The following is a 22,361-nucleotide window of genomic DNA, read 5'->3' as shown; positions in this document are numbered from 1 at the left end:
GAGTCGAACTCAGGTTCTGAAAAGCCCCCAAATCGGCTCCCTTTCCCCCTCGCCCCCTTGGGGGCGGTCCGACGTTTCGGGAGGGCTGGGGTGAGGGGGTAAATTTCACTACCGCCAAAACCTTCCCGCCGAACACCTGAAAACAGGCCTCACTACTACGGGGCCTTTTTCCGTCTGGCCGATCCACTGGCCACCCTCGCCTGCTGATCCATACTTGCTGCACAGCAAACGGAGGACAGGCCCATGAACCGCAGCGACGTCCTGATCATCGGCGCCGGCCCGACCGGGCTGGTACTGGCCCTGTGGCTGAGCAAACTCGGCGTGCGCGTGCGCATCATCGATAAAACCTCCGCACCCGGCACCACATCGCGGGCCCTGGCGGTGCAGGCGCGCACCCTCGAGTTGTACCGGCAACTGGACCTCGCCGACACAGTGGTGCGCAACGGCCATCGGGTCGCGGCGGCGACTTTCTGGGTCAACGGCAAACCGGTCGCGCAGTTGCCACTGAACCGCATCGGCGCAGGCCTGACGCCCTACGCGTTCGTCGAAATCTTCCCGCAGGATCAACACGAACGGCTGCTGATCGAGCGTCTCGAGGACTACGGCGTCACGGTCGAGCGCGACACCACACTGGAAAGCTTCGAAGAAACCGGCGACGGCCTCACCGCGCATTTGCGCCTGCCCGATGGCGAGCAGGAAATCTGCCAGGCCTGTTATCTGGCCGGCTGTGACGGCGCCCGCTCAGTCGTGCGCAAAACCCTCGACACCGGTTTCCCCGGCGGCACTTATCAGCAGATTTTCTACGTGGCCGACGTCAAGGCCAGCGGCCCGGCAATGAACGGCGAATTGCACCTGGATCTGGATGAAGCGGACTTTCTCGCCGTGTTTCCTCTCGCCGGCGAAGGCCGCGCAAGGCTAATCGGCACCGTGCGTGATGAACGTGCGGATCGCGCCGAAACCCTGGAATTTTCCGATGTCAGCAGCCGTGCCATCGATCACTTGAAAGTGCATATCGAAGATGTGCACTGGTTCTCGACCTACCGCGTGCATCACCGCGTGGCCGAGCATTTTCGCAGTGGTCGCGCGTTTCTGCTCGGCGATGCCGCGCATGTGCACAGCCCGGCGGGCGGTCAGGGCATGAACACCGGCATCGGCGACGCGATCAATCTGGCGTGGAAACTTGCCGCTGTGCTCAGCGGCGCCGCCGAGCCGAGCCTGCTCGACAGCTACGAAACCGAACGCATTGCCTTCGCCCGCCGATTAGTGTCGACCACCGATAAAGTCTTCAGCTTCGTCACCGCCGAGGGGCGCATGGCTGACTTGCTGCGCATGCGCGTGGCACCGTTTCTGATCCCGAAAATGGCCTCGTTCGAGGCCAGTCGCGAGTTCCTTTTTCGCACTGTGTCGCAAGTCACCCTCAACTATCGCGGTATGCCGCTGAGCCAGGGCGCAGCCGGCCACGTGCACGGCGGTGACCGTTTGCCGTGGGCGCATGATGGTGAGGGGGATAATTACGAATCGCTCAGACAGCCGTGCTGGCAGGTGCATGTCTACGGCGACACCAGCGACGAAATGATTGCCTGGTGCCACGAACATCACTTGCCGCTGCATGTGTTCGACTGGCGGCCGGCGTTTGACACGGCGGGGTTGGGGCGAAACGGTTTTTACCTGCTGCGCCCGGATACCTATGTGGCGATTGCCGATAACAGTGCGGATCCGAAGGTGATCGAACGCTACTTTCGGGAGCATGGTGTCCGACCTTACTTTCCTTGAACTCGATGGCGTATTCAGCATGACACTTCAGCATGCCAGCATTATGCTACCGTCTACCGCCGTTCACTCCCGCGATGTTGCCTGATTGAAAAATCGTAGAACCGCAAAATACATCCTTATAAGGACTGATACATGCTAGGGATTTTGGTATATCTCGTCGCTGCAGTATTGATTTTATTTTTCTACGTTCTGGTATTTCCAACACAGGACTTCTTCTATCAACTGATTGGCGCGTTGATTGTTAGTCTTCTGGTCTGGGACATGACCACCAAGCGATACCTGCTAAAAATCAGCAGAATCTTCGCCATCCAATGGGAACGGCAAACCGAGCAGTTTTTCTGCGCCCCCAGCGAAACGAAACTGACAAAGCTGAAGCTTTTTCGACGTAAAAGAAACGACGAAATCACACCTGCCTATATCGAGAAGCTCTCCGTTAAATCTTCTGCAGCCATGATAGTCACGCTGCAGGGTGAAAAGAACGTCAAGCAGGCCGCGACTCTTGGCTTTCAACATTTCAAAGTCCTCGCGCAAAAAGCCGCCAAATGGCAGGCTTATCGCAAGTATCTTCTCAGGGAGGCCACCGTGGACTTCCCACTAATACACAAAATTGCCGACACACTTGCTCCTCCCTCAGAATACGTGACCGGCGACGACCTTAAACTCACCTCCGACAACGATTTCCTCAAGAGACTGGCAACAACCAGTAAAGAGGTCGTGCACATATTCACCACAACGTCGCAGCTCTCCTCGGACTTCATCACCACCGTTGCCAATCACAAGAAAGATATAAAAACCCTGCACTTTTATATTTGCAGTCCTTATATCCAGAGTCATAAGTCTCTGCTCGACCTGACGCAAGAATATGAAAATCCTGCCTTCACCCGGCAGAAGGGACAATTCGTATGCAACGACGATGACAGCGTTCATGTCGAAGCCGATATGGTTCGCCGCATGATCAAGATTCTCGGCGCGATTCGCGAACTTGCCAGGCTGACGAACCAAGTCAACATCGAACTACACTTCTTCACTCAGCGTTATCCGGGCGTCAAGATCAAGGCACTGGAGCAAAAAGGCTACGCGCAGATACAACCAGGTCCTCTTTCCTACGCCAACAACCTTTATCGGTTTGCCGTTGATGTGAAGGAGTCTGAACATAACCAGTTACTGCAAAAAGACCTGGCAGCCTTCCGCCAGAGTGGCAAGATCGAGACCATTGAGTTGAAGGCTTCGTCAGGCAAACCCGTTGGCGAGCAAGCCGTCAAAGAAATGTGCCAATGGCTTTGCAGCCGGGGCATGACGGAGAAGAAACTGCAAGCAATGCATTCGCGAATCAAGGACATTGCCAAAGACGCTGACTCGGACAAGATCATCAACGACATCTTTCTCAGGCTTGAAAAGGTAACCGACGTTCTTGCGCAAGGTGATCAGGTCTGTGAAGTGCTTGCGCCCGATGGTTCGGTGACTCATTTCTCCACAGGATTGATCATTGAAAAAGACGACAAGTTGCTGCTGATAAAAAAGGCTGACCCCTTCTACAAAGAAAAATACAGCATTGTCGCCGGACACGTGAACCGCCATGAGACGCCTGTAGAAGCGATCAAACGGGAAGTTTATGAAGAGCTGGGATTAACCCTGAGTAACCCGCGACTGATCACGCCAGCCTTCGAACTCAACGATGCCTGCCGTCATAACGCGGACCGACACCTCTGGTTTGTCTTCAAGGCCGATTTACCGGATGGTGACTATCAACTCGACAGCAGCGAAATCAGCAAGACCAAACTTGTCCCTATAGCCGACCTCAAGGCAGACCTTCTGACCCCAGGTGCACTTGGCGTAATGAAGAAATTGAGTTATATGCCATGACGATCGTCATCAAATTGCCCGGTGCAGGCATGATCAAGAAGGGGCCGTCGACCTCGAGTATCGACTGGCTAAGCTACCGCGATTATCGGATCGACGCCGACTTTTACCGTGATCTTCTCAAACTGATTTCATCTCAGGATAACACTCAACAATGGGTGATCGTTTCCGGCGGAGTGGGCTCGCACCTGCAGACCAACTTCGCCAGAGAAATGCATGCCAGCGCTGACGAGCTGAAAGCGATTGGTACCGATCACGTGCGAACGCTGCAGAAAGTCTTCCTCTCGTACTGCAGCAGATCTGGCGCCAGCGTGCATGAAGTACTGGTGCCCGTCACCGAGCTGAATGCTGTTATGGCGGACAGCCGCGCAACGATCTTCTTTGTCGATCCAGACATTCGTTATGCCTCCACCGATACTTTGGCAGCCGCAGCAGCTCAAGCCATCGCGGCAGACAAGTTGATCGTCTTCAAAGCCAAGGTTCCGGTTTTCTCAGCCGGGTTCCCCACTCCGACTCGCATCGAAAAATGGCCGATAGCCGATCTCGGAGCGCGCGCAGAATCATTCGAAGCACAGAACCCTGGGCATTACATCATGGACAGCGCATCGGTGCAGATCATCCGCAGCGCTGGAATTTCGACCTGGCTGCTTGCCCCGGATAACTATATAGCCCTGTTTGATCCCGAGCAGTGCGAGAGTGCCACGGAGATAGTGCTATGAGTGTCTGGAGCGATACCGACATCCTCAACGGGCATAATGGTGAAGATTTGCAGATAGTTGACTTCAATCCTGATTGTCTGCGCTCTTCCAGCTATCTGTTGCGCTTGCACGACCGAATGCTGGTTCGACAATCGACCGCTGTCACCATCGATAGCCGTTCGACTGACACCGCCGCGTTATTCACCGAAGTCCAAATACCGCCAGAAGGGTATGTACTCGAGCCGGGGGTGCTTTACCTCGCCTCGTCCGTGGAAAGACTGCGGCTGGGGAACAACGTATGTGCCGAGATGGGTCTGTTGTCCTGCTATGCACGCATTGGCATGAATCTGAACTTTGGCTCCAACTTTATCGCCGCGACCTTCGGCGAGCGCGAGCCCTCGAGATTGACACTCGAGATCATTAATCTGTCGCGAGATAACATTCGCCTGTATCCCGGTGTCAAGCTCTGTCACCTGCGTGTGCATCAGCAACGCTCCCCCAGCCGCACTACCTACTCAGGGATTTATGCAGCCGGGGAGCAGACACTACCGACAAACTTCAACCTCAAGCCAGCCCGCTAGGTGCTGGCGGCGGGCTATCTAGATCCCGGCCAGCGCCAGATCCATCGCAAAGTAAGTGAAGATCAGATCTGCACCCGCGCGCTTGATCGCGCCGAGGCTTTCACGGACCACGCGATCCTCATCGATCGCCCCGGCCTGTGCGCCGAACTTGATCATCGCGTACTCACCACTGACCTGATACGCCGCCAGCGGCAGGTTCGAGGCTTCGCGGATGTCGCGGATGATGTCGAGGTACGCGCCAGCCGGTTTGACCATCAGCGCGTCGGCACCTTCTTGCTCGTCGAGCAGTGATTCGCGCAAGGCTTCGCGGCGGTTCATCGGGTTCATCTGATAGCTTTTGCGGTCGCCTTTCAGCGCGCTGCCACCGGCTTCGCGGAACGGGCCGTACAGTGCCGAAGCAAATTTGGTCGAGTAGGCCATGATCGGAATCTGGGTGAAGCCGGCCGCGTCCAGTGCCTGGCGAATCGCCCGCACCTGACCGTCCATCGCCGCCGACGGCGCGATCACATCAGCACCGGCACGCGCCGCTGCCACGGCTTGTTTGCCGAGGTTGATCAGGGTCTGGTCATTGTCGACTTCATGGTTGTGCATCACGCCGCAGTGGCCGTGATCGGTGTATTCGCAGAAGCAGGTGTCGGACATCACGATCATCTCCGGCACGGCATCCTTGGCAATGCGCGACATGCGCGAGACCAGACCATCGTCGCGCCAGGTGTCGCTGCCGTTGCTGTCCAGATGGTGGGACACGCCGAAGGTCATCACCGACTTGACGCCGGCACGGGCATAACGCTCGATTTCGCTGGCCAGTTTGCGCTCGGGAATACGCATTACCCCGGGCATGCTTTTGATCGGCACGAAGTCGTCGATTTCTTCTTCGACGAAAATCGGCAGCACCAGATCGTTCAGGCTGAATTCGGTTTCCTGGAACAGGCTGCGCAGGCTCGCATTGCGGCGCAGACGGCGTGGACGTGCTTCGGGGAACTGACTGGACATGAGGGCCTTTCCTGAAAACGGCAGATGAGACGAAAGTCGTAGGGGGCGAAGCTTATGCCTTGCGGGGGTTGGGGTACAAACCTGGATCAATCAAGAGTGCATTACTGGGGGTGTAATAATCGCTGTGACACAACAAATCCCCTGTAGGAGCTGCCGAAGGCTGCGATCTTTTGATCTTGCTTTTAAAAATCAACATCAAAAGATCGCAGCCTTCGGCAGCTCCTACAGGGGGATGTGTGGTGTCAGGAAGGGATGGTCAGGCCGCGAATGACCGCCGGACGCGCGAGGAATCGCTCAAGCACCCGGGTGACATTCGGGAAGTTGCTGATGCCAACCAGATCACCGGCCTCGTAAAACCCGATCAAATTACGCACCCATGGGAACGTGGCGATATCGGCGATGGTGTAGCGCTCGCCCATGATCCAGTCACGGCCCTCGAGCCGACCGTCGAGCACTTTGAGCAGACGTTTGCTTTCGTCGACATAACGATCACGCGGACGCTTGTCTTCGTAGTCCTTGCCGGCAAATTTGTTGAAGAAGCCGAGCTGGCCGAACATCGGGCCGATGCCGCCCATCTGGAACATCAACCACTGGATGGTTTCGTAACGCTGCGCGCCTTCCTGGGCGAGCAACTGGCCGCTTTTGTCGGCCAGGTAAATCAGGATCGCACCGGACTCGAACAGCGGCAGCGGCTTATCTTCGGGACCATGGGGATCGAGGATCGCCGGGATCTTGTTGTTCGGGTTCAGCGACAGGAACTCGGCGGACAGCTGATCATTGCTGTCGAAAGCAACCTTGTGCGGCTCGTACGGCAGGCCGATTTCTTCGAGCATGATCGAGACTTTGACGCCGTTGGGCGTCGGCAAGGAATAGAGCTGAATCCAGTCAGGGTACTGCGCCGGCCACTTCTGGGTGATCGGGAACGCGGACAGATCGGTCATGGGAAGCATCCAGTCACAAATTAAAGTCCTGAGCATAATCCAGGATCACACGCTCTAGCGCGGGTTCTTTTTGCCAGCGTCGTTGCACCTACTTAAATCCGCAACATCCTGTCGCTAACCTGCCACCAGGCCGCTAAACGTAGCCGTTAGAGTGCTGCGCACTCGGACGATCGAACCAAACGGCCCTCAGGGGACTCTGAGCTATGCCTTTGTTGCAGAGGAAGCCGTTCATGACAGGGAAAACACCCGGTGCTGGGAGCCCGTGGTGTAAAGGTTTGTCAGCCTTAATTGAATCTGCTGAAGAACTTTCTATTTCATGACGAACCTTATGCGATTCGCCAAACGCTTCAAACACCGTGCGTATGTGGCCCTGCCTTCCCTGCTGGCCGTCAGTGCGCTGTTTCTGTCGCTTGAGTCCAGCGAAAGCCGCGCGCAACCGGCGGATGGCACCCAGACCCTGGTGTTCCTGCGCCACGCAGAAAAACCCGAGGGCGGTCTCGGCCAGCTCAACTGCCAGGGCCTGAACCGCGCCATCGACCTGTCGACGCTGCTGCCGGAAAAATTCGGCAAGGCCGATTACGTGTTCGCCGCCAACCCGACACGCAATGTCGAGGAAGGTGAGCTGGACAACTCCTACAGCTACATTCGCCCGCTGATGACCATCAGCCCTGCCGCGATCAAGCTCGGTCTGCCGGTGAACATCGAGTTCTCGGCCAACGACACCAGCGATCTGGCCCGCGAGCTGCTGGAAGACAAGTATCACAACTCGACGATTTACACCGCGTGGTCCCACGGCTATCTGCCGGAGTTGATCAACAAGGTGGCTGGCAAAGCGGTCGGCGAGAAACAGAACATCACTGAGGACTGGGCGGGCAACGATTTTGACTCGCTGTATGTACTGACCCTGACCTGGCACAACGGCAAGGCCAGTCTGCAGAGCCACAGCTACAAGCAGGGGCTGGATCATGGCAAGGAAACCTGCCCGACCTGATTCTTGTGTGGTCTGACCCGGCCCCTTCGCGAGCAGGCTCGCTCCCACATTGGATCTGCGTGAAATACAAATCCCCTGTCGGAGCGAGCCTGCTCGCGAAGAGGCCAGCCGCTACAAACTCAACCTTTCTGGCTCAGCCGCTCACGCAAATACTCAAGCACCGCCCCACGCTCCCCGGCAAACTCGATCCGCCCGCCCTTCTTCTCGCGCTGAAACACATACATCGGGTCGTAATACTCACGCAGCAACCCTTCGATCCAGCCGCGATGCAAGTCCACCGCCCCGCTACGCCCCTGCGCCGCCAACGCGTCTTCCATCAAAATCAGCAAGCGTCGATGGCGCTCGCCACCCAAGCGCTTCTGCACGTTGTTGAGGCTTTCCAGCAGACGTTCAGAAAACAGCGTAAAGCCCTCCTCGCCATGCACCGTAGAGAACTCCGCCGACAGATCGACCACATAATCGCGCAGGATCCGCTCCACACGATCCTCAAAACTGTCTTCCAGCCAGACCATCGGGTACTGCTGCATGCCCTGATACAACGGCAGCGGCAAGGCGCAACTGCCGACCACCCGGCTCTCGTCCTCCAGCACAAACTGCGTGATACCCGCGTCGCGCTTCTTGAGAATGTCGATGGCCAGACGGTTTTCAAAGTCGATGTTCGACGGCTGCCCGGTGGCGCGCTTTCCGAAGCTGGAGCCGCGATGATTGGCGTGCCCTTCAAGGTCCAGGCCGTTTTGCAGTTGCACCAGCACTTCGGTCTTGCCGGTGCCCGTCATGCCGCCGAGCAGTACGAAATCACATTGCGCGATGGCCTGCTCAAGGGTGTCGATGAGGAAGTTGCGCATTGCCTTGTAGCCGCCGCCGACACGCGGATAGTCAATGCCGGCTTCGTCACGCAGCCACTGCTGGGTGATCTGCGAGCGCAGGCCACCCCGAAAACAATAGAGATAACCGTCAGGATGGGCGCGGGCAAAATCGGCCCAAGCCTCGATACGCTCGGCTTTCACCGCGCCCGACACCAATTGATGGCCCAACTCGATGGCAGCCTGCTGACCGTGCTGTTTATAGCAGGTGCCGATCTTCTGCCGTTCGACGTCGTTCATCAGCGGCAGGTTGATCACACCGGGGAACGCGCCCTTGTGAAACTCGACCGGCGCGCGGGCATCCATCAGCGGCCGGTCGTTGAGGAAAATGTCTCGGTAGTCAGTGCAGTCGCGGAGCATCAAATCACCTCGACTGCGTTCGTCTGTCGCTCAACCAGTTCGCCGATTGGCGCCAGGTTCAGACCCAGTTCGGCGGCGACGGCGAGGAATTCTTCATTGCCTTCAGGCGTCACCGCGATCAACAGACCACCGCTGGTTTGTGGGTCGCAGAGCACGCGCTTATGCAGCTCCTGCACGCGGCCGACCTTGCTGGCATAGCTGTCGAAATTACGCAGCGTACCGCCGGGCACACAGCCCTGATCGAGGTAGTACTCGACGCTGTCCAGACGCGGCACCCGGTCGTAGGCGATGCGCGCGGTGAGCTTGCTGCCATCGGCCATTTCCACCAAATGCCCGAGCAGACCAAAACCGGTGACGTCGGTCATCGCCGTAACGCCGGCGAGTTTGCCGAAGCGGCTGCCGGGTTTGTTCAGGGTGCACATCCAGTCGCGGGCCACGCCGACGTCGGCGGCGCGCAATTTGCCCTTTTTCTCGGCGGTGGTGAGGATGCCGATGCCCAGCGGTTTGGTCAGGTACAACAGGCAACCGGCGGTGGCGGTGTCGTTGCGCTTCATGTGGCGCTTCTCGACCAGACCGGTGACCGCGAGGCCGAAGATCGGCTCCGGCGCATCGATCGAATGCCCGCCCGCCAGTGGAATGCCCGCCGCGTCGCAAACCGCACGGCCACCGCGAATCACTTCACGCGCCACTTCCGGGGCCAGCACATTGACCGGCCAGCCGAGAATCGCGATGGCCATCAGCGGATCACCGCCCATCGCGTAGATATCGCTGATCGCGTTGGTCGCGGCGATGCGGCCGAAGTCGAACGGGTCATCGACGATCGGCATGAAAAAGTCCGTGGTCGAGACCACACCGCGCTCGGCATCGATCTCGTATACCGCCGCGTCATCCCGCGAGGCGTTGCCGACCCACAGTTTCGGATCAAGGTTCTGCGCACCGCTGCCGGCCAGAATCACTTCCAGCACCTGCGGGGAAATCTTGCAGCCGCAACCGGCGCCGTGGCTGTATTGGGTCAGACGAATCGGCTCGCTCATGGGGGAGTCTCAGGCTGTTGATGGGGCGGATTCTAGCAGAGCACGGCCCAGCAGTTTTTTGCACTGACTGAGCGGCCCCTTCGCGAGTAGGCTCGCTTGTATGGTAGGACTTGAAGGGAGGAGGAGGGACAAGGCTCGATTCTGGCTGTTGACGCAGCACAGACCGTGGGAGATTTCGCCCCTCCTCCTTTCACCCAAGCGCCGATAAAGAATGCATCTGGCTAGACCGACGATAGGAACAAGCCTGCGCCTCTGGGTGAGCCCTTCAAGTGCTCAAACCTTATCCCGGAGGAAATCCTGTGGCAATGCCAGTCGCTCTATCAAATCCGATCGTTGGCGTGGATGTCGCCAAAAATGAACTGGTGATTTATCAGGCCGATAGCGATCTGCTTGAAGCGATTCCCAACACCAAAACATCCATCAAGCAGTGGCTGAAGGCCTTGCTCGGCCCCGTGTCTATTGCCATTGAGGCAACCAACATCTACCACCTGGAATTCGCTGATTTGGCCTATGCGGCCGGTTGCACGATTTACATGGTGGGTGGCTATGAACTCAAACATTACCGCGAAGGCGTGAAGATCCGCGCCAAAACCGACGCCTTGGACGCCAAGCTGCTGGCCCGTTACCTGAAGAACGAAGCCGAGGAGTTGCGCCCCTGGACCCCGCCATCACCGCTGTACCGCCAGCTCCTGAGCCTTTTCCGCCGCCGCGCGGCTTTGGTCCAGGCAAGGGTCGGCCTGGTGCAGAGCTGGTCGAATGAGCCGCTGTTGAAGGCAGCTTTTGCTGAACAAATAAAATCCATGCAGCGGCTTGAAACGATGATCGAAAAGACGATCAACGATCAGCTCAAACAAGCCGGTTTGCTCTGCCAATTGAAGCGTTGCCTGAAAGTTGAGGGCATTGGATTTCTGACCGGAGCGCGCCTGCTCACGGCGTTTCAGCGGGGGGAATTTAGCAACGCGGATGCGTTTATCGCCTTCCTGGGCATGGATTTACGGGTATCGAAATCAGGGCAAAAGGACGGTCGCCGCAGCTTGACCAAGCGCGGAGACCCCGAGGCCCGCCGACTTTTGCACAACGCAGCGATGTCGGCTAGCCGTACGATAGCCTGGAAAGGGTTTTACGAAGCCCAAAGAGCACGGGGTTTCAGCACCACGCAGGCGTTGGTGATGCTGGCTCGCAAACTTGCTCGGGTGGTATTCGCCTTGCTGAAAGGGCAAAGCGAATATCAGACAAAAGTCAGTTGAGGGCTTCCCCTCAACCATAGAATCTCCCACATTTGCATCGCATTCCCCTGTGTGCGAGCCTGCTCGCGAAGGCAATCGAACAGTCACCACACGCATCGGGTTGCCAAAGAATTTGCAGGCAAAAAAAACCGCCCTTACGGGCGGCTAAAAGTGCTTCGACCCTAAATCAGAAGCCCAGGCTGAAGCTGATGGTCATCGCATGGTCATTGCTGTCGTTCGACAGTTGCCCCGAATAGCCAACCCCGAGTTTGCCGGTCGGGCTGATCTGGAAGTCGACTCCCGCTTCAACAATCGCGCTGTCCTTGGCGATCGGCACGCCTTGGGTGCTGAACGACGCGCCGCCGTCGATGAAGGTCAGATCAGCGTCAGGCTTGGTGTCACCAAAGGCATGGCGCCAGCCGATGGCCGTGCGCGGGGTGAATTGCCCGCCGTTGGCCAGAGTGATGACTTTGCCGGCGCGTACACCGAGGGTCGAGAAGGTGATGTCTTGATCGGCATCCGCTTCCAGGCGCCCTACTCCGCCTTTCTCCTTGGCTTTGTCAGTGTCGTAGTTGACGTAGGCGAGCCCTGCGAACGGCTCAAGGGCAATGCCGCCCGCGTCGATGGCGTAACCGACTTCACCGAACACCTGGGCGCTGCGTGCGTCGTAGTTGGCTTTCAGACGATCGTTGTAGCTGCCGACGCTGACGTTGCGTTTGGTTTCGATGTCGTGCCAGCTGTAAGCCGCGCCGAGGCGCACCGCCAGGGCATCGAACTGCGAGTTGAGGTACGCCGCCAGGTGGTAGCTTTCGACGGTGGCATCCGAGCGACGATCATGCGCATCGAGATCGCTGCGGGTGTAACCGGCGGCCATACCCACGCGCCACTGGTCATCGAGTTGCTTGTCGGTGCCGAGCATGAAGCCGCTGAGGTTGCGATCAAGTTTCGCCGCATTGCTGTCGCCATCCGACTCGCCCCAGGCGCCGAGTGCCCGCGCCCAGCCGACCATTTCGCCGTGGCAACCGTTGCTGCTCAATTGGTTGTCACTTGGCGCCAGGGCTCGGCGTGGATCATCCGCCGCGCTGCATGACGGTTGGCGCATGCGATCGTTGACCGCGTCACGCACATAACGCGAATCCTCGAGGATCGCACTGGCGGTGCTGGCGTGGATCTCACCCGACAGACTGTCGAAGGCATTACGCGCACCGGCGACACTGAGGTTGACGATCTCGTTCTGCAACGCCGCGCCCGCCGGGCCGTTGTTCGACAGCGCGGTGGCGGTTCGGAACTGGTTGCCGGTGGCGGCGACATCGGCGAAGGAATTGCCGTTGCGGCTGACCACCAGGTTCACCGCATTAGCGTCATACACCAACGCGCTGTTAAGGAACGCGTATTGCGGCAGGTCCGCAGCGCTGAAGGTGCCGTTCACGCCACCGCCCGCCGTGATCAGCGAATACGTGGTGTTGCCGGTGAACGGTGCCAGCGAGTTGACTTGCAAGGCGCCGCCCAACGCCGCGGTGCCCCCGACTGCCAATGGTGTTGCGGTTGGCGAGCTGACCGTCAGTGCCAGCACACCGTCGGATGCGTTGGTCAGGTTACCGGCCACGCTCAGGGTTCCAGCCTCGGCGCCAGAAGCCACCACACCGTGGTTGACCACCGAGCCGACGCTGCCGTTACCGCTCAACCCCGCCCCATTGGCCACGGTGACTTGCCCGCCCAGCGAAGCCCGCGCCGCACGGCTGCCGACTTGCAGCACGCCTTGATCGACCGCGACCGTGCCGCTGAAGGGATTATCACCGGCCAACAGCAAGGTGCCAGTACCGCTTTTGAGCATCGCGCCAAGTCCGCTCAGCGATCCGTTGAACAGACCATTGACGTTCTGTTGGAACACCAGCGAAGCGTTGTTGAGAATGTTGCCCTGCAAGCTGGTGGTATTACCGATCAACGTACCGCCGCTGACGGTGGTGCCTCCGCTGTAAGTGTTGGCGCCGCTCAATACCAACGTGCCGGAATCAAGTTTCTCGATGCCGCCCGTGCCCACCAGTGGCGTAGAGATTTCCGCACTCCCACCGGCATTGACCCGCACTGGCGCGAGGCTGCCGTCCGTGCCGTTGACCGGCGTCAGCGTACCGCCAGCCCCCGGAACCAGGCTGTAGCCGCCGGAGAGAAATTGCAGACCGGTAAAGTTCTGATTGCCCTGCACGGTCACCGTACCGGCCTGGCCACCGAACACCGCGAACTGACCATTTGATGCCAGGGCCTGGGTACCGCTCGGATCGGTCCAGTTAGTGCCTGGGCCCCATACACCGCTACCGCCGCCGATGCTGCCATCGGGATTGGTGGTGCCACCGTTCCAGAACTGCACCTCACCCGGCGTGCCTTGCACCAGCAGATTGATCTGATTGGCGATGGCGGTTTGCAGGGTCAGATTGGCCGCCGACACCGGCAGGCTGCCATACACCAAACCGTTGTCGGTGAGGCTGCCGCCGTAGCTGAACAGTTGATAAACGCCGGTGCCGAAGCCGCCGGCATTGCTGATGTTCAGCGTACCGTCGAGGGTCAGGTTGCCAGCGACATTGACCACCGTGGTCGAGCTGGTCGCCGCGCCGAGGCTGAAGTCCAGATTGGTCCCCGAGGACAGCGCCAGCGAACCGACCGACAACGGCGTCGCCGTGCCACCGCCAGCCAGCGTCGCACCGCTGGCCAGTTGCACGGCGCCGCCGAGTTGGCCGCCACCGCCGATGCTCGCGCCGCTGGCAACGTTGACGCTGGCGCTGTTGAGCACACCGTTGACGATCAGGTTGCCAGCCTGCACCGAGGTGTTGCCAGTGAAGGTGTTGTTGCCAGTCAGCAGCAACTCTCCAGCCCCGGTTTTGTTCAGCGTACCGGCGCCGGTGAGATTGCCGGTGTAGCTGCCGTCGGCGTTTTGCTCGAAGGTCAGCGTTGCGTTGTTGACGATCGCCCCTTGCAGGCTGCTGGTGTCACCGCGCGTCGTGCCGCCGTTCAGCGTGGTTCCACCACTGTAGGTGTTGGCACCACTGAGGACGAGATCGCCAGCACCGTTTTTCAGCAGACTGCCGGTGCCGGTCACAGCACCGATCAGCGTGGTGTTCTGAGTGCCGGCCAGGGTCAGTTGCGCGCCAAGGTTGATGACGTTGGCCAGTTGCAGCGCCGAGGTGCTGTCGAGGGTGCCGTTGCCGGTCACGTTGAGCGCGGCGCTGCTGAGTGCACTGTTGTTGCCGAGGATCAGCGTACCGCCGGCGAATTGAGTACCACCGCTGTAAGTGTTGCTGCCGTTGAGGGTCAGGCTCGAAGCGCCGGCCTTGATCAGGCTACCGCTGCCGCTGACCACGCCGCCGAGGGTCAAGGCATTAGAGCCAGCGACATTCAAGCCACCGTTGAGCACAACATCGTTGCCCAGACTGACGGCCGCGTTGCTGTCCAGCGCTGTGCCGTCGGCAGCAGTCAACAGGCCAGTGCCGAGCGCCGCGTCGTTACCGACCACGATCTTGCCGCCGTTCAGCGCCGTGCCACCGGTGTAGCCGTTGGCCGCGTTGAGCACCAGCGTACCGCTGTCGTATTTGCCCAGCGTGCCGCTGCCGTTGAGCGCGACACCGATGGTTGCCGTGGCATTCGGGTCAACCCGCACCGTGGCATTGCCCAGTGAACCGTTGACCAGATTCAGCGAGCCCGCCGTGCCATTCACCAAGCTGTAGCCATCGGTGACGAACTGCATGCCGGTAATGGTTTGCGCGCCGTTGACGGTCACCGTGCCGGCCGCACCCTGGAACACCGCGAAGCTGTTGGTCCAGGCCTGGTTGGTAGTGCCGTTGACATCGGTCCAGTTGGTGGTGCCGGTGCCCCAGGTGCCGCTGCCGCCCTCCACCGAACCATTGGCCAGCAGTTGATTGCCGTCCCAGAACTGCACGGTGACGCCCGGTGCGGTGACCAGCAGGTTGATCTGATTGGCCAGTGCGGTTTGCAGTTGCAGATCGCCCGGGCTGACGCTACCCGGCAACGTGCCGAAGAGCATGCCGTTGTCGGTCAGGCCGCCGGTGTAGTCGATCAGGCGATAGACACCGCTGCCGAAACCACCGATGTCGCTGACATTGAGGGTGCCGTCGAGTGTCAGATTACCGCCGACGCTGACCAGCGCATTGCCGCCACCGGACACCGGGGTGCCGAGGCCGACGTCGAAGTTTGAATTGCCGTTGAACAGCAGCGAACTCACGTTCAGCGTACTGCCGGTGACGCCCGCCAGATGACCGCCATCGGCCACCGTCACGGCACCGCTCAAGGTGCCGCTACCACCGAGCGTGCCGCCGTTATTGACCAGCACGTTACCACTGGCCAGCGAACCGTTGACCTGCAGGGTGCCGGCGTTGACGTTGGTATCGCCGGTGAGGTCGCTGATGCCGCTGAGGGTCAGGGTGCCGCTGCCGAGTTTGCTCAGGCTGCCGTCACCGCTGAGGATGCCGGCGAAGGTGCTGCTGACATTGTTGCCGCCAAGGCTCAACGTATTGCCCGTGCCGATCAGCGCCGTGCCGCTGCCAGTGAGGCTGGCGAGGCTGGCCGATGCACCGAGATTGAGCGCCGCGCCGCCCGCGAGATTGACCGTGGCGTTGTTGCCCAGCGCCGCGCTACTCAGTGTGGTCAGGCTGCCGGACGCCACATCGAAGGTGCCGCTGAAAGTGTTGCTGCCACTCAGTGTCACGTCGGCCAGACCGCTTTTGCTCAGCGTACCGGCGCCGGCGATGACACCGCCGAGTGTCAGGTTGTTGTTGCCGGCCAGGGCCAGATTGGCATTGACGTTGAGGTTGTTGGCCAGCACCAGTGGCGCGGAATTGTCGAGGGTCGAAGCGCCGGCCACGGTCAGCGCGCCGCTGCCCAGAGAGCCGCCCGTACCAAGGGTCAGCGTGCCGGCATTCAGCGTGGTACCGCCGGAGTAAGTATTGATGCCGTTGAGTGTCAGATTCGACGCGCCGTTCTTGATCAAGCCACCCGCGCCGCTGACAACGCCGGCGAGGGTCAGGTTGTTGCTGCCGGTGTTGCTCAGGTTGGCGTTGAGCACCACGTTGTTGCCCAGGCTCAGCGCGCTGTTGCTGTCGAGCGCCGAGGCGCCAGCTACGGTGAGATTGCCCAGACCCAGTGCCGAGTTGCTGCCAGCGTTCAGGGTGCCGGCGTTCAGGGTGGTGCCGCCGAGGAAGTTGTTATTGCCGCTGAGGGTCAGGTTGGCTGCGCCGTTTTTGCTCAGGCTGCCAGCGCCGTTGACCGTGCCGGCCAGGGTCAGATCCGCCGTACCACCGATGCCGAGGTTGCCGGCCAGATTCACCGCATTGTTCAGCGAAACCGCTGTGCTCGCATCCAGCGTGGTGCCGCCCGCCGCGTTCAACGTGCCAGAACCCAGCGCCGAGTTCGACGCCAGAATCAGTCCGCCGGCGTTCAAGGCAACCGGGCCAAGGAAGGCATTGTTGCCGCCTAGGGTCAGGTTCGCCGTGCCGGTTTTGATCAGGCCACCCGTGCCGCCAATCACGCCGTTGAGGGTCAGTGCATTGCTGCCGACGATGGTCAGGTTGCCGTTCAGCGTCGCCGCGTTGGCCAGTGTCACCGCGGCGTTGCTGTCCAGTTGCGTGCCGGCATTCGCCGTCAACGTTCCGGTGCCGAGTGCGGTGTTGCTGCCGACGATGATCTTGCCGCCATCCAGTTGCGTGCCGCCGGTATAGGTGTTGGCACCGCCGAGCACCAGTGTGCCGGCGTCGAGTTTATTGAGGATGCCGCTGCCATCGATATTGGCATTGATGGTCGCCGTCACGCCCGGATCAACGCGCAACGAAGTAGTGCCGCCGGTGCCGTTGACCGCTGTGAGTTGTCCCGCTGCACCGTTGATTACGTTGTAGCCGTCGGTGAGGAACTGCATGCCAGTGAATGCCTGCGTGCCGTTTACCGTCACCGTGCCGGCGGTGCCCTGGAACACCGCGAAATCACCCGCCCACGGCTGGTTGACCAGACCGTTGGCATCGGTCCAGTTGGTGCCGACCGCATTCCACGTGCCGCTACCGCCATCGACCACACCGTTGGCGATGGTCTGGCTGCCGTCCCAGTAACGGATGTTGCTGTTCGGCGCGGAGACTTGAATGTTGATCTGATTGGCCACGCCGGTCTGTACCAGCAGATCGCCGAGACCATAACCGACCGGCACGCTGGCGACATCGAGGCCCAGATTGGTCAGGGCGCCGGTGTAGTTGAACAGGCGATACACGCCGACGCCAAAACCGCCGGCATCGGTGACGTTGAGATTGCCGTCGAGGGTGAGGTTGCCGCCGACGTTCATCAGCGAAGTGGTCGACGGCGTGCCCAACGCCACATCGACATTGCTGCCGGCTGCGAGGGTCAGCGCACCGGCGGACAGTTGATTGCCCGACGCCAACGCCAGATGCCCGCCGCTGTTGACGTTGACGCTACCAAGCGCCGAACCGGTGCCGGTCAGCGTACCGCCGGTATTGACGTTGACCTGTGCACTGGCCAGCGAACCGCTGAGATCCACGGTGCCGCCATTGATCGCGGTGTTGCCGGTAATGCCGTTGATGCCAGTGAGGTTCAAGGTGCCGGTGCCGACTTTGACCAGGCCGCCGCTGCCGCTGAGATCACCGTCAAAGGTACTGGTGACGTTGCCACCGCCGACGGTCAGGGTGTTGCTGCCGGTCAGTTGCACACTGCCGCTGCCGGTCAGCGCGCCGAGGCTGGCGTCGCTGCCCAGATTGAGCCCGGCGCCGGCGCTGATGTTGACCCCGGAAGTGCTGCCCAGCGCATTGCTGTTGAGGGTGGTGACGCTGCCCGAGATGATGTTCAGTGCGCCGGTAAAAGTGTTATTGCCGGCGAGGGTCAGATCCGACAGACCGTTTTTGGTCAGGCTGCCAGCGCCGTCGATGATGCCGTTCAAGCTCAGATCGTTGTTGCCGGCGACGGTCAGTCCGGCATTCAGCGTAATGGCGTTGCCGATGCCGAACGAGGCGCTGTTATCCAGCGTCGCCGCACCGCCGACGATCAATCCGCCACTGCCGAGGCCGGTGGCATTGCCCAAGGTCAGCGTACCGGCATTGAGCGTGGTGCCGCCGCTGAAGGTGTTGTTGCCATTGAGGGTGAGATTGGCAGCGCCGTTCTTGATCAACTGGCCGGTGCCGCTGGTGACGCCGCCGAGGGTGAGGTTCTGCGTGCCGCCAACGGTCAGTGCGGCATTCAGGGCGACCGCGTTGTTGAGGCTGACCAACGGCGAATTGCTGTCCAGCGTTGCGGCGCCAGCGACGGTCAATGCACCGGAACCGAGCGCCGAACTGTTGCCGACGGTCAGGGTGCCGGCGTTCAGCGTGGTGCCGCCGAGGTAATTGTTGGCCGCATTGAGAATCAGATTGGCCGCGCCGTCTTTCACCAGACTGCCGGCGCCGCTGACCAGACCGGTCAGGGTCATATTCGCCGTGCCGCCGATATTCAAGGCACCGGCGAGTGCCACGGCATTGTTCAGACTGACGGCGGTGTTGGCGTCCAGCGTGGTGTTGGCGGCCGCGTTCAACGTACCGGAACCCAGCGCGGTGTTGCTACCGACAATCAGTTTGCCGGTGTTCAACGCGGTGTTGCCAAAATAAGTGTTGGCGCCATTGAGGGTGAGGTCGGCAGCGCCGTTCTTGGTCAGCCCACCGATACCGGCGACCACGCCGCCCAAGGTCAGCGCATTGCTGCCGCCCAAGGTCAGGGTGCCGCCGAGGTTGACGTTGTTGGCCAGCGTTGCCGCAGTGCTGGCATCAAGGGTGGTGCCGTTCGAGGCGTTCAGTGTGCCGGTGCCGAGGGCCGTGCTGGAGCCGACCACCAGCGAACCGGCATTCAGCGCGGTGGTGCCGGTGTAGGTGTTGTTGCCGTTGAGGGTCAGGCTCGATGCGCCGGTCTTGATCAAACCGTTGCCGCCACTGATCACCCCGCCGAGGGTCAGTGCGTTGGCGCCGCCAGCGGTGAGGTTGGCGTTGAGAATCACGTTGTTGTTCAGGGTCACGGCCGAACTGCTGTTGAGCGTGCCCGCACCTTCCACCGACAACGCGCCAGTGCCCAGTGCGGCGCCGTTGCCGACGGTGAGGCTGCCAGCATTCAGCGTGGTGCCGCCGCTGTAGGTGTTGGTGCCGTTAAGAGTGAGATTGGCGGCGCCGTTTTTCACCAGTTGGCTGGCGCCACTGATCACCCCGCCGAGGGTCAGCGCGTTACTACCACCGATCCCCAGGCTGTTGTTGAGAATGACCGCGTTGTTCAGCGTCACCGCCGCATTGCTGTCGAGGGTGGCCACGCCGCCAACGGTGATATTGCCGCTGCCGAGCGCCGCGTTGGCACCCGCCGTAATCGTGCCCGCGTTCAACGCGACCGCACCGAGGAAGGTGTTGGCGCCGTTGAGAACCAGGTTGGCCGCGCCGTTCTTGGTCAGCCCGCCGCTGCCGCTGACAATTCCGCCCAGGGTCAGGTTGGCGCTGCCGCCGACATTGAGGTTGCCGCCGAGGGAGACCGCGTTGGTCAGCGCCACTGCCGTGCTGGCGTCGAGCGTAGTACCCGCCGCCGTGGCCAAGGCGCCAGTGCCCAGCGCAGTATTGGAACCGACAATCAACGTGCCGGCATTCAGCGCAGTACCGCCGGAGAAGGTGTTGTTGCCGCTGAGACTCAGGTTGGCGGTGCCGTTTTTGATTAGATTGCCGGCACCACTGACGACACCACTCAGGCCCAATGCTTGCGTGCCACCAACGGTCAGCCCCCCCGCGAGCGCGACGGCATTGGCCAGGGTCACCGCCGTGGTCGCATCCAGCGTGGTGCCCGCCGCCGCATTCAGCGCGCCGGTCCCCAGCGCGGTGTTGCTGCCCACCAACAGGCTGCCGGCATTGAGCAACGTGTTGCCGCTGTTGCTGTTGTTGCCGGTCAACGTCAGGCTGGCACTGCCGGACTTGGTGATGCCGCCGGTGCCGGACAATACGCCGCCAAGGGTCAGGGCATTGCTGCCGAGCACGTTGAGCGCGCCGGTCATGCCGATGTTATTCGCCAGCGTTACGTTGGCGGTGCTATCGAGACTGGTACCGGCGGCCGTGTTGAGCGCGCCGCTACCGAGCGAGTTGTTATTGGTCACCAGCAGGCTGCCGGCGCTGAGAGTGGTGGTGCCAGTGAAACCTGTATTGGCGCCACTGACGGTCAGGCTGCCAGTACCGGTTTTGGTCAGGCCGCTGCTGCCGCTGATCAAACCGCCGAGGGTCAGTGCGCCAGTGCCGCCGGCGGTCAAGGTGCCGCCGAGGCTGATGGCGTTGGCCAGGCTGATCGTGCCCGGTGCGCTCAGCGTTGTCGCGCCGGTCACATTGAGCGTGCCGGTGCTGAACGCCTGATTGTTGCCCAACTGCACCGTGCCGCCATTGAGCGTGGTGTTACCCAGATAGGTGTTGGCGGCGCTAAGGTTTAGCTGACCGGTACCGGCCTTGGTGAAACCGCCGCTGCCGGAAATCACCCCGCTCAGGGTGGTGGCGTTGCCGCCTTGTACCGTAACGCCGCCGGCACCGAGGGAAATCAGATTGCTGATGTTCAACCCGGCATTGCTGGCTTGCAGAATCCCGCCGTTGGAGGTGATGACGCCGCTGCCGAAGGTGGCGTTGTTGTTGAAATTCGCGATACCGCCATTGAGCGTGGTCGCGCCGCTGACCAATGGCCCCTGCAAGGTCCAGGTGCCGCTGTTGAGGGTCAGGTTGTTGAAGTTGATGTAGGTGGCGCTCGATGCCGTGCCAGTCCCGGTGATACCGCCGCCGACCCCAGCCGGGTTTTGCAGGATCAGGCTGTTGGTGCCGCCCGCACCGCCATCCACCGTACCGGTTGGGGCGAAGGTCAGGTTGATGCCGATCAAACCGCCAAGGCCGACGCTGATCTGTACACCGTCACCGACGTTGACGCTGGAGCCGGTCACCGCGGTGAAGGTGTTGGTGCTCGCCGCGCCCATCGACACGCCGCCGGTAATCGCACCGGCGTTGGTGAAGGTGTTGCCTGCCGCCGAGGTCTCGAAGGCGATCCGGCCATTGATGACACCGGTGCTGCTGTTGGTCATGTTGACCTGCGAGCCGCCGTAAACGCCGATCACCGGGGTGTCGGCCAGGGTGATGCCGCCGATCGAGAGTCCGGTCGAGGTGATGGTGCCGTTGTTGGTGATGCTGGTGGTGCCGGCCGCGGCGTTGTTCACGCCAATGGCCAGGCCGTCGATGCTGGTCAGGTTGAGCCCGAGCAGCATCCCCGTACCACGGATGATCCCGCTGGCGTTGTTGAGCACACTGACCGTGCTCGTCGCGCCAGTGCCGATGAATGCACCGCCGCTCAATACCGAGACCAGGCCGAGCAGCGCCGGGTCGATAGTGCCGGAGTTGTTCAGGGAGATGTTCACCCCGGTCAGGTCCATCACATGGCCGCCGAGGGTCGCGTTCATCTGCGCGCCGCTGTTGACGTTGACCGTCAAACCACTGGTGGCGCTGGAGAAGTTGTTGAGAAACAGCGGCAGGCTGGGCACGCCTGTACAGGTCACCGTTGAACCCGCCGTGGAGCACGTGGCCAGCGCAGGTGCGCTGACGCCGCCGAACAACAGTCCGGCGACGCTCAGATGCACAGCAAGGGAAAGAGGGGAAAAGCGCGAAACGAGGGCGACACCAAACCTTGCTTCCACGGGCTACTCCTTGTCGTGGCCAATTTCTTCCTTGAGCGCGCGAAGAGCCGTGCTTATTCCACACGCGAATCAAGACTGCGACGGTCATCACAAAACCGCGTTATTGGGGACAAAGCTAGTAGACGCCCGGCAATGGGGCACGGATTAAATGGTGTTAATACTTTAATACTAGAGGGGGTCTGGTATCAGCGTTTCAGCCCGCAGTCATTGACTGTGAAGAGGTTAAAAACTGTGGGAGCGAGCTTGCTCGCGAATGCGTTGTGTCAGCTTGCGGATACTTTTCTGAACCCCGCCTTCGCGAGCAAGCTCGCTCCCACAGGGAACTGTAGG

11 protein-coding genes are annotated in these 22,361 nt (G+C 60.7%); 6 read left to right on the top strand and 5 right to left on the bottom strand.

Annotated features, from left to right (window positions below; all coding sequences use genetic code 11):
* The first annotated feature begins 243 nt into the window (after positions 1-243).
* The 4 genes from ACOYXE_RS03490 to ACOYXE_RS03475 all read left to right on the top strand — a co-directional run bounded on the left by ACOYXE_RS03490 (position 244) and on the right by ACOYXE_RS03475 (position 4,912).
* Positions 244-1,773, top strand: a complete 1,530-nt coding sequence (locus tag ACOYXE_RS03490) for an FAD-dependent oxidoreductase (protein WP_160058730.1) — start codon at positions 244-246, stop codon at positions 1,771-1,773.
* A 132-nt stretch (positions 1,774-1,905) separates the two neighbouring features.
* Positions 1,906-3,636, top strand: a complete 1,731-nt coding sequence (locus tag ACOYXE_RS03485) for an NUDIX hydrolase (RefSeq protein ID WP_460927728.1) — start codon at positions 1,906-1,908, stop codon at positions 3,634-3,636.
* On the top strand, positions 3,633-4,352 hold the full coding sequence (locus ACOYXE_RS03480) for an amino acid kinase family protein (RefSeq protein ID WP_160058732.1): 720 nt from the start codon (positions 3,633-3,635) through the stop codon (positions 4,350-4,352). The genes ACOYXE_RS03485 and ACOYXE_RS03480 overlap by 4 nt, the downstream gene beginning before the upstream one ends.
* Entirely contained in the window at positions 4,349-4,912 is a 564-nt protein-coding gene (locus ACOYXE_RS03475; protein WP_160058733.1) for a dCTP deaminase, read from the top strand. Before ACOYXE_RS03480 ends, ACOYXE_RS03475 begins: the two co-directional genes overlap by 4 nt.
* An 18-nt stretch (positions 4,913-4,930) precedes the next feature.
* On the opposite strand, the gene hemB is transcribed toward ACOYXE_RS03475, so the two are convergent.
* Both hemB and ACOYXE_RS03465 read right to left on the bottom strand, forming a co-directional pair.
* The gene (gene hemB / locus ACOYXE_RS03470; RefSeq protein ID WP_160058734.1) at positions 4,931-5,905 is read right to left on the bottom strand and encodes a porphobilinogen synthase; all 975 of its coding nucleotides are present in this window, start codon (positions 5,903-5,905) and stop codon (positions 4,931-4,933) included.
* Between the two features lie 242 nt (positions 5,906-6,147).
* Positions 6,148-6,846, bottom strand: a complete 699-nt coding sequence (locus ACOYXE_RS03465) for a glutathione binding-like protein (RefSeq protein WP_160058735.1) — start codon at positions 6,844-6,846, stop codon at positions 6,148-6,150.
* 316 nt (positions 6,847-7,162) lie between these two features.
* Between ACOYXE_RS03465 and ACOYXE_RS03460 the strand changes: the two genes are divergently transcribed.
* A complete protein-coding gene (locus ACOYXE_RS03460; protein ID WP_016985322.1) occupies positions 7,163-7,837 on the top strand; it encodes a hypothetical protein in 675 nt (224 codons plus the stop codon).
* 119 nt (positions 7,838-7,956) lie between these two features.
* On the opposite strand, the gene mnmH is transcribed toward ACOYXE_RS03460, so the two are convergent.
* Positions 7,957-9,060, bottom strand: coding sequence for a tRNA 2-selenouridine(34) synthase MnmH (gene mnmH, locus ACOYXE_RS03455; protein WP_160058736.1), 1,104 nt, complete (start codon positions 9,058-9,060; stop codon positions 7,957-7,959).
* A complete protein-coding gene (gene selD, locus ACOYXE_RS03450) occupies positions 9,060-10,094 on the bottom strand; it encodes a selenide, water dikinase SelD (RefSeq protein WP_150795782.1) in 1,035 nt (344 codons plus the stop codon). Before selD ends, mnmH begins: the two co-directional genes overlap by 1 nt.
* A gap of 305 nt (positions 10,095-10,399) precedes the next feature.
* On the opposite strand from selD, the gene ACOYXE_RS03445 reads away from it, so the two are divergent.
* Entirely contained in the window at positions 10,400-11,341 is a 942-nt protein-coding gene (locus ACOYXE_RS03445) for an IS110 family transposase (RefSeq protein WP_405124250.1), read from the top strand.
* A 166-nt stretch (positions 11,342-11,507) separates the two neighbouring features.
* Here the strand turns inward: ACOYXE_RS03445 and ACOYXE_RS03440 are convergent, their stop codons facing one another.
* Positions 11,508-22,031 carry an autotransporter-associated beta strand repeat-containing protein gene (locus ACOYXE_RS03440; RefSeq protein ID WP_460927723.1) on the bottom strand — a complete coding sequence of 3,508 codons (10,524 nt, stop codon included), beginning with the start codon at positions 22,029-22,031 and terminating at the stop codon, positions 11,508-11,510.
* Positions 22,032-22,361: the final 330 nt, after the last annotated feature.

The organism is Pseudomonas sp. MC6 (assembly GCF_054790575.1).
This window is presented reverse-complemented; position numbering and strand designations above follow the sequence as displayed.

Bases quoted from the DNA above. Each gene is read 5' to 3' on its own strand.
- mnmH (WP_160058736.1), bottom strand. From the start codon at position 9,060: ATGCTCCGCGACTGCACTGACTACCGAGACATTTTCCTCAACGACCGG.
- ACOYXE_RS03445 (WP_405124250.1), top strand. From the start codon at position 10,400: ATGCCAGTCGCTCTATCAAATCCGATCGTTGGCGTGGATGTCGCCAAA.
- ACOYXE_RS03460 (WP_016985322.1), top strand. From the start codon at position 7,163: ATGACGAACCTTATGCGATTCGCCAAACGCTTCAAACACCGTGCGTAT.
- hemB (WP_160058734.1), bottom strand. From the start codon at position 5,905: ATGTCCAGTCAGTTCCCCGAAGCACGTCCACGCCGTCTGCGCCGCAAT.
- selD (WP_150795782.1), bottom strand. From the start codon at position 10,094: ATGAGCGAGCCGATTCGTCTGACCCAATACAGCCACGGCGCCGGTTGC.
- ACOYXE_RS03465 (WP_160058735.1), bottom strand. From the start codon at position 6,846: ATGACCGATCTGTCCGCGTTCCCGATCACCCAGAAGTGGCCGGCGCAG.
- ACOYXE_RS03480 (WP_160058732.1), top strand. From the start codon at position 3,633: ATGACGATCGTCATCAAATTGCCCGGTGCAGGCATGATCAAGAAGGGG.
- ACOYXE_RS03475 (WP_160058733.1), top strand. From the start codon at position 4,349: ATGAGTGTCTGGAGCGATACCGACATCCTCAACGGGCATAATGGTGAA.
- ACOYXE_RS03485 (WP_460927728.1), top strand. From the start codon at position 1,906: ATGCTAGGGATTTTGGTATATCTCGTCGCTGCAGTATTGATTTTATTT.
- ACOYXE_RS03490 (WP_160058730.1), top strand. From the start codon at position 244: ATGAACCGCAGCGACGTCCTGATCATCGGCGCCGGCCCGACCGGGCTG.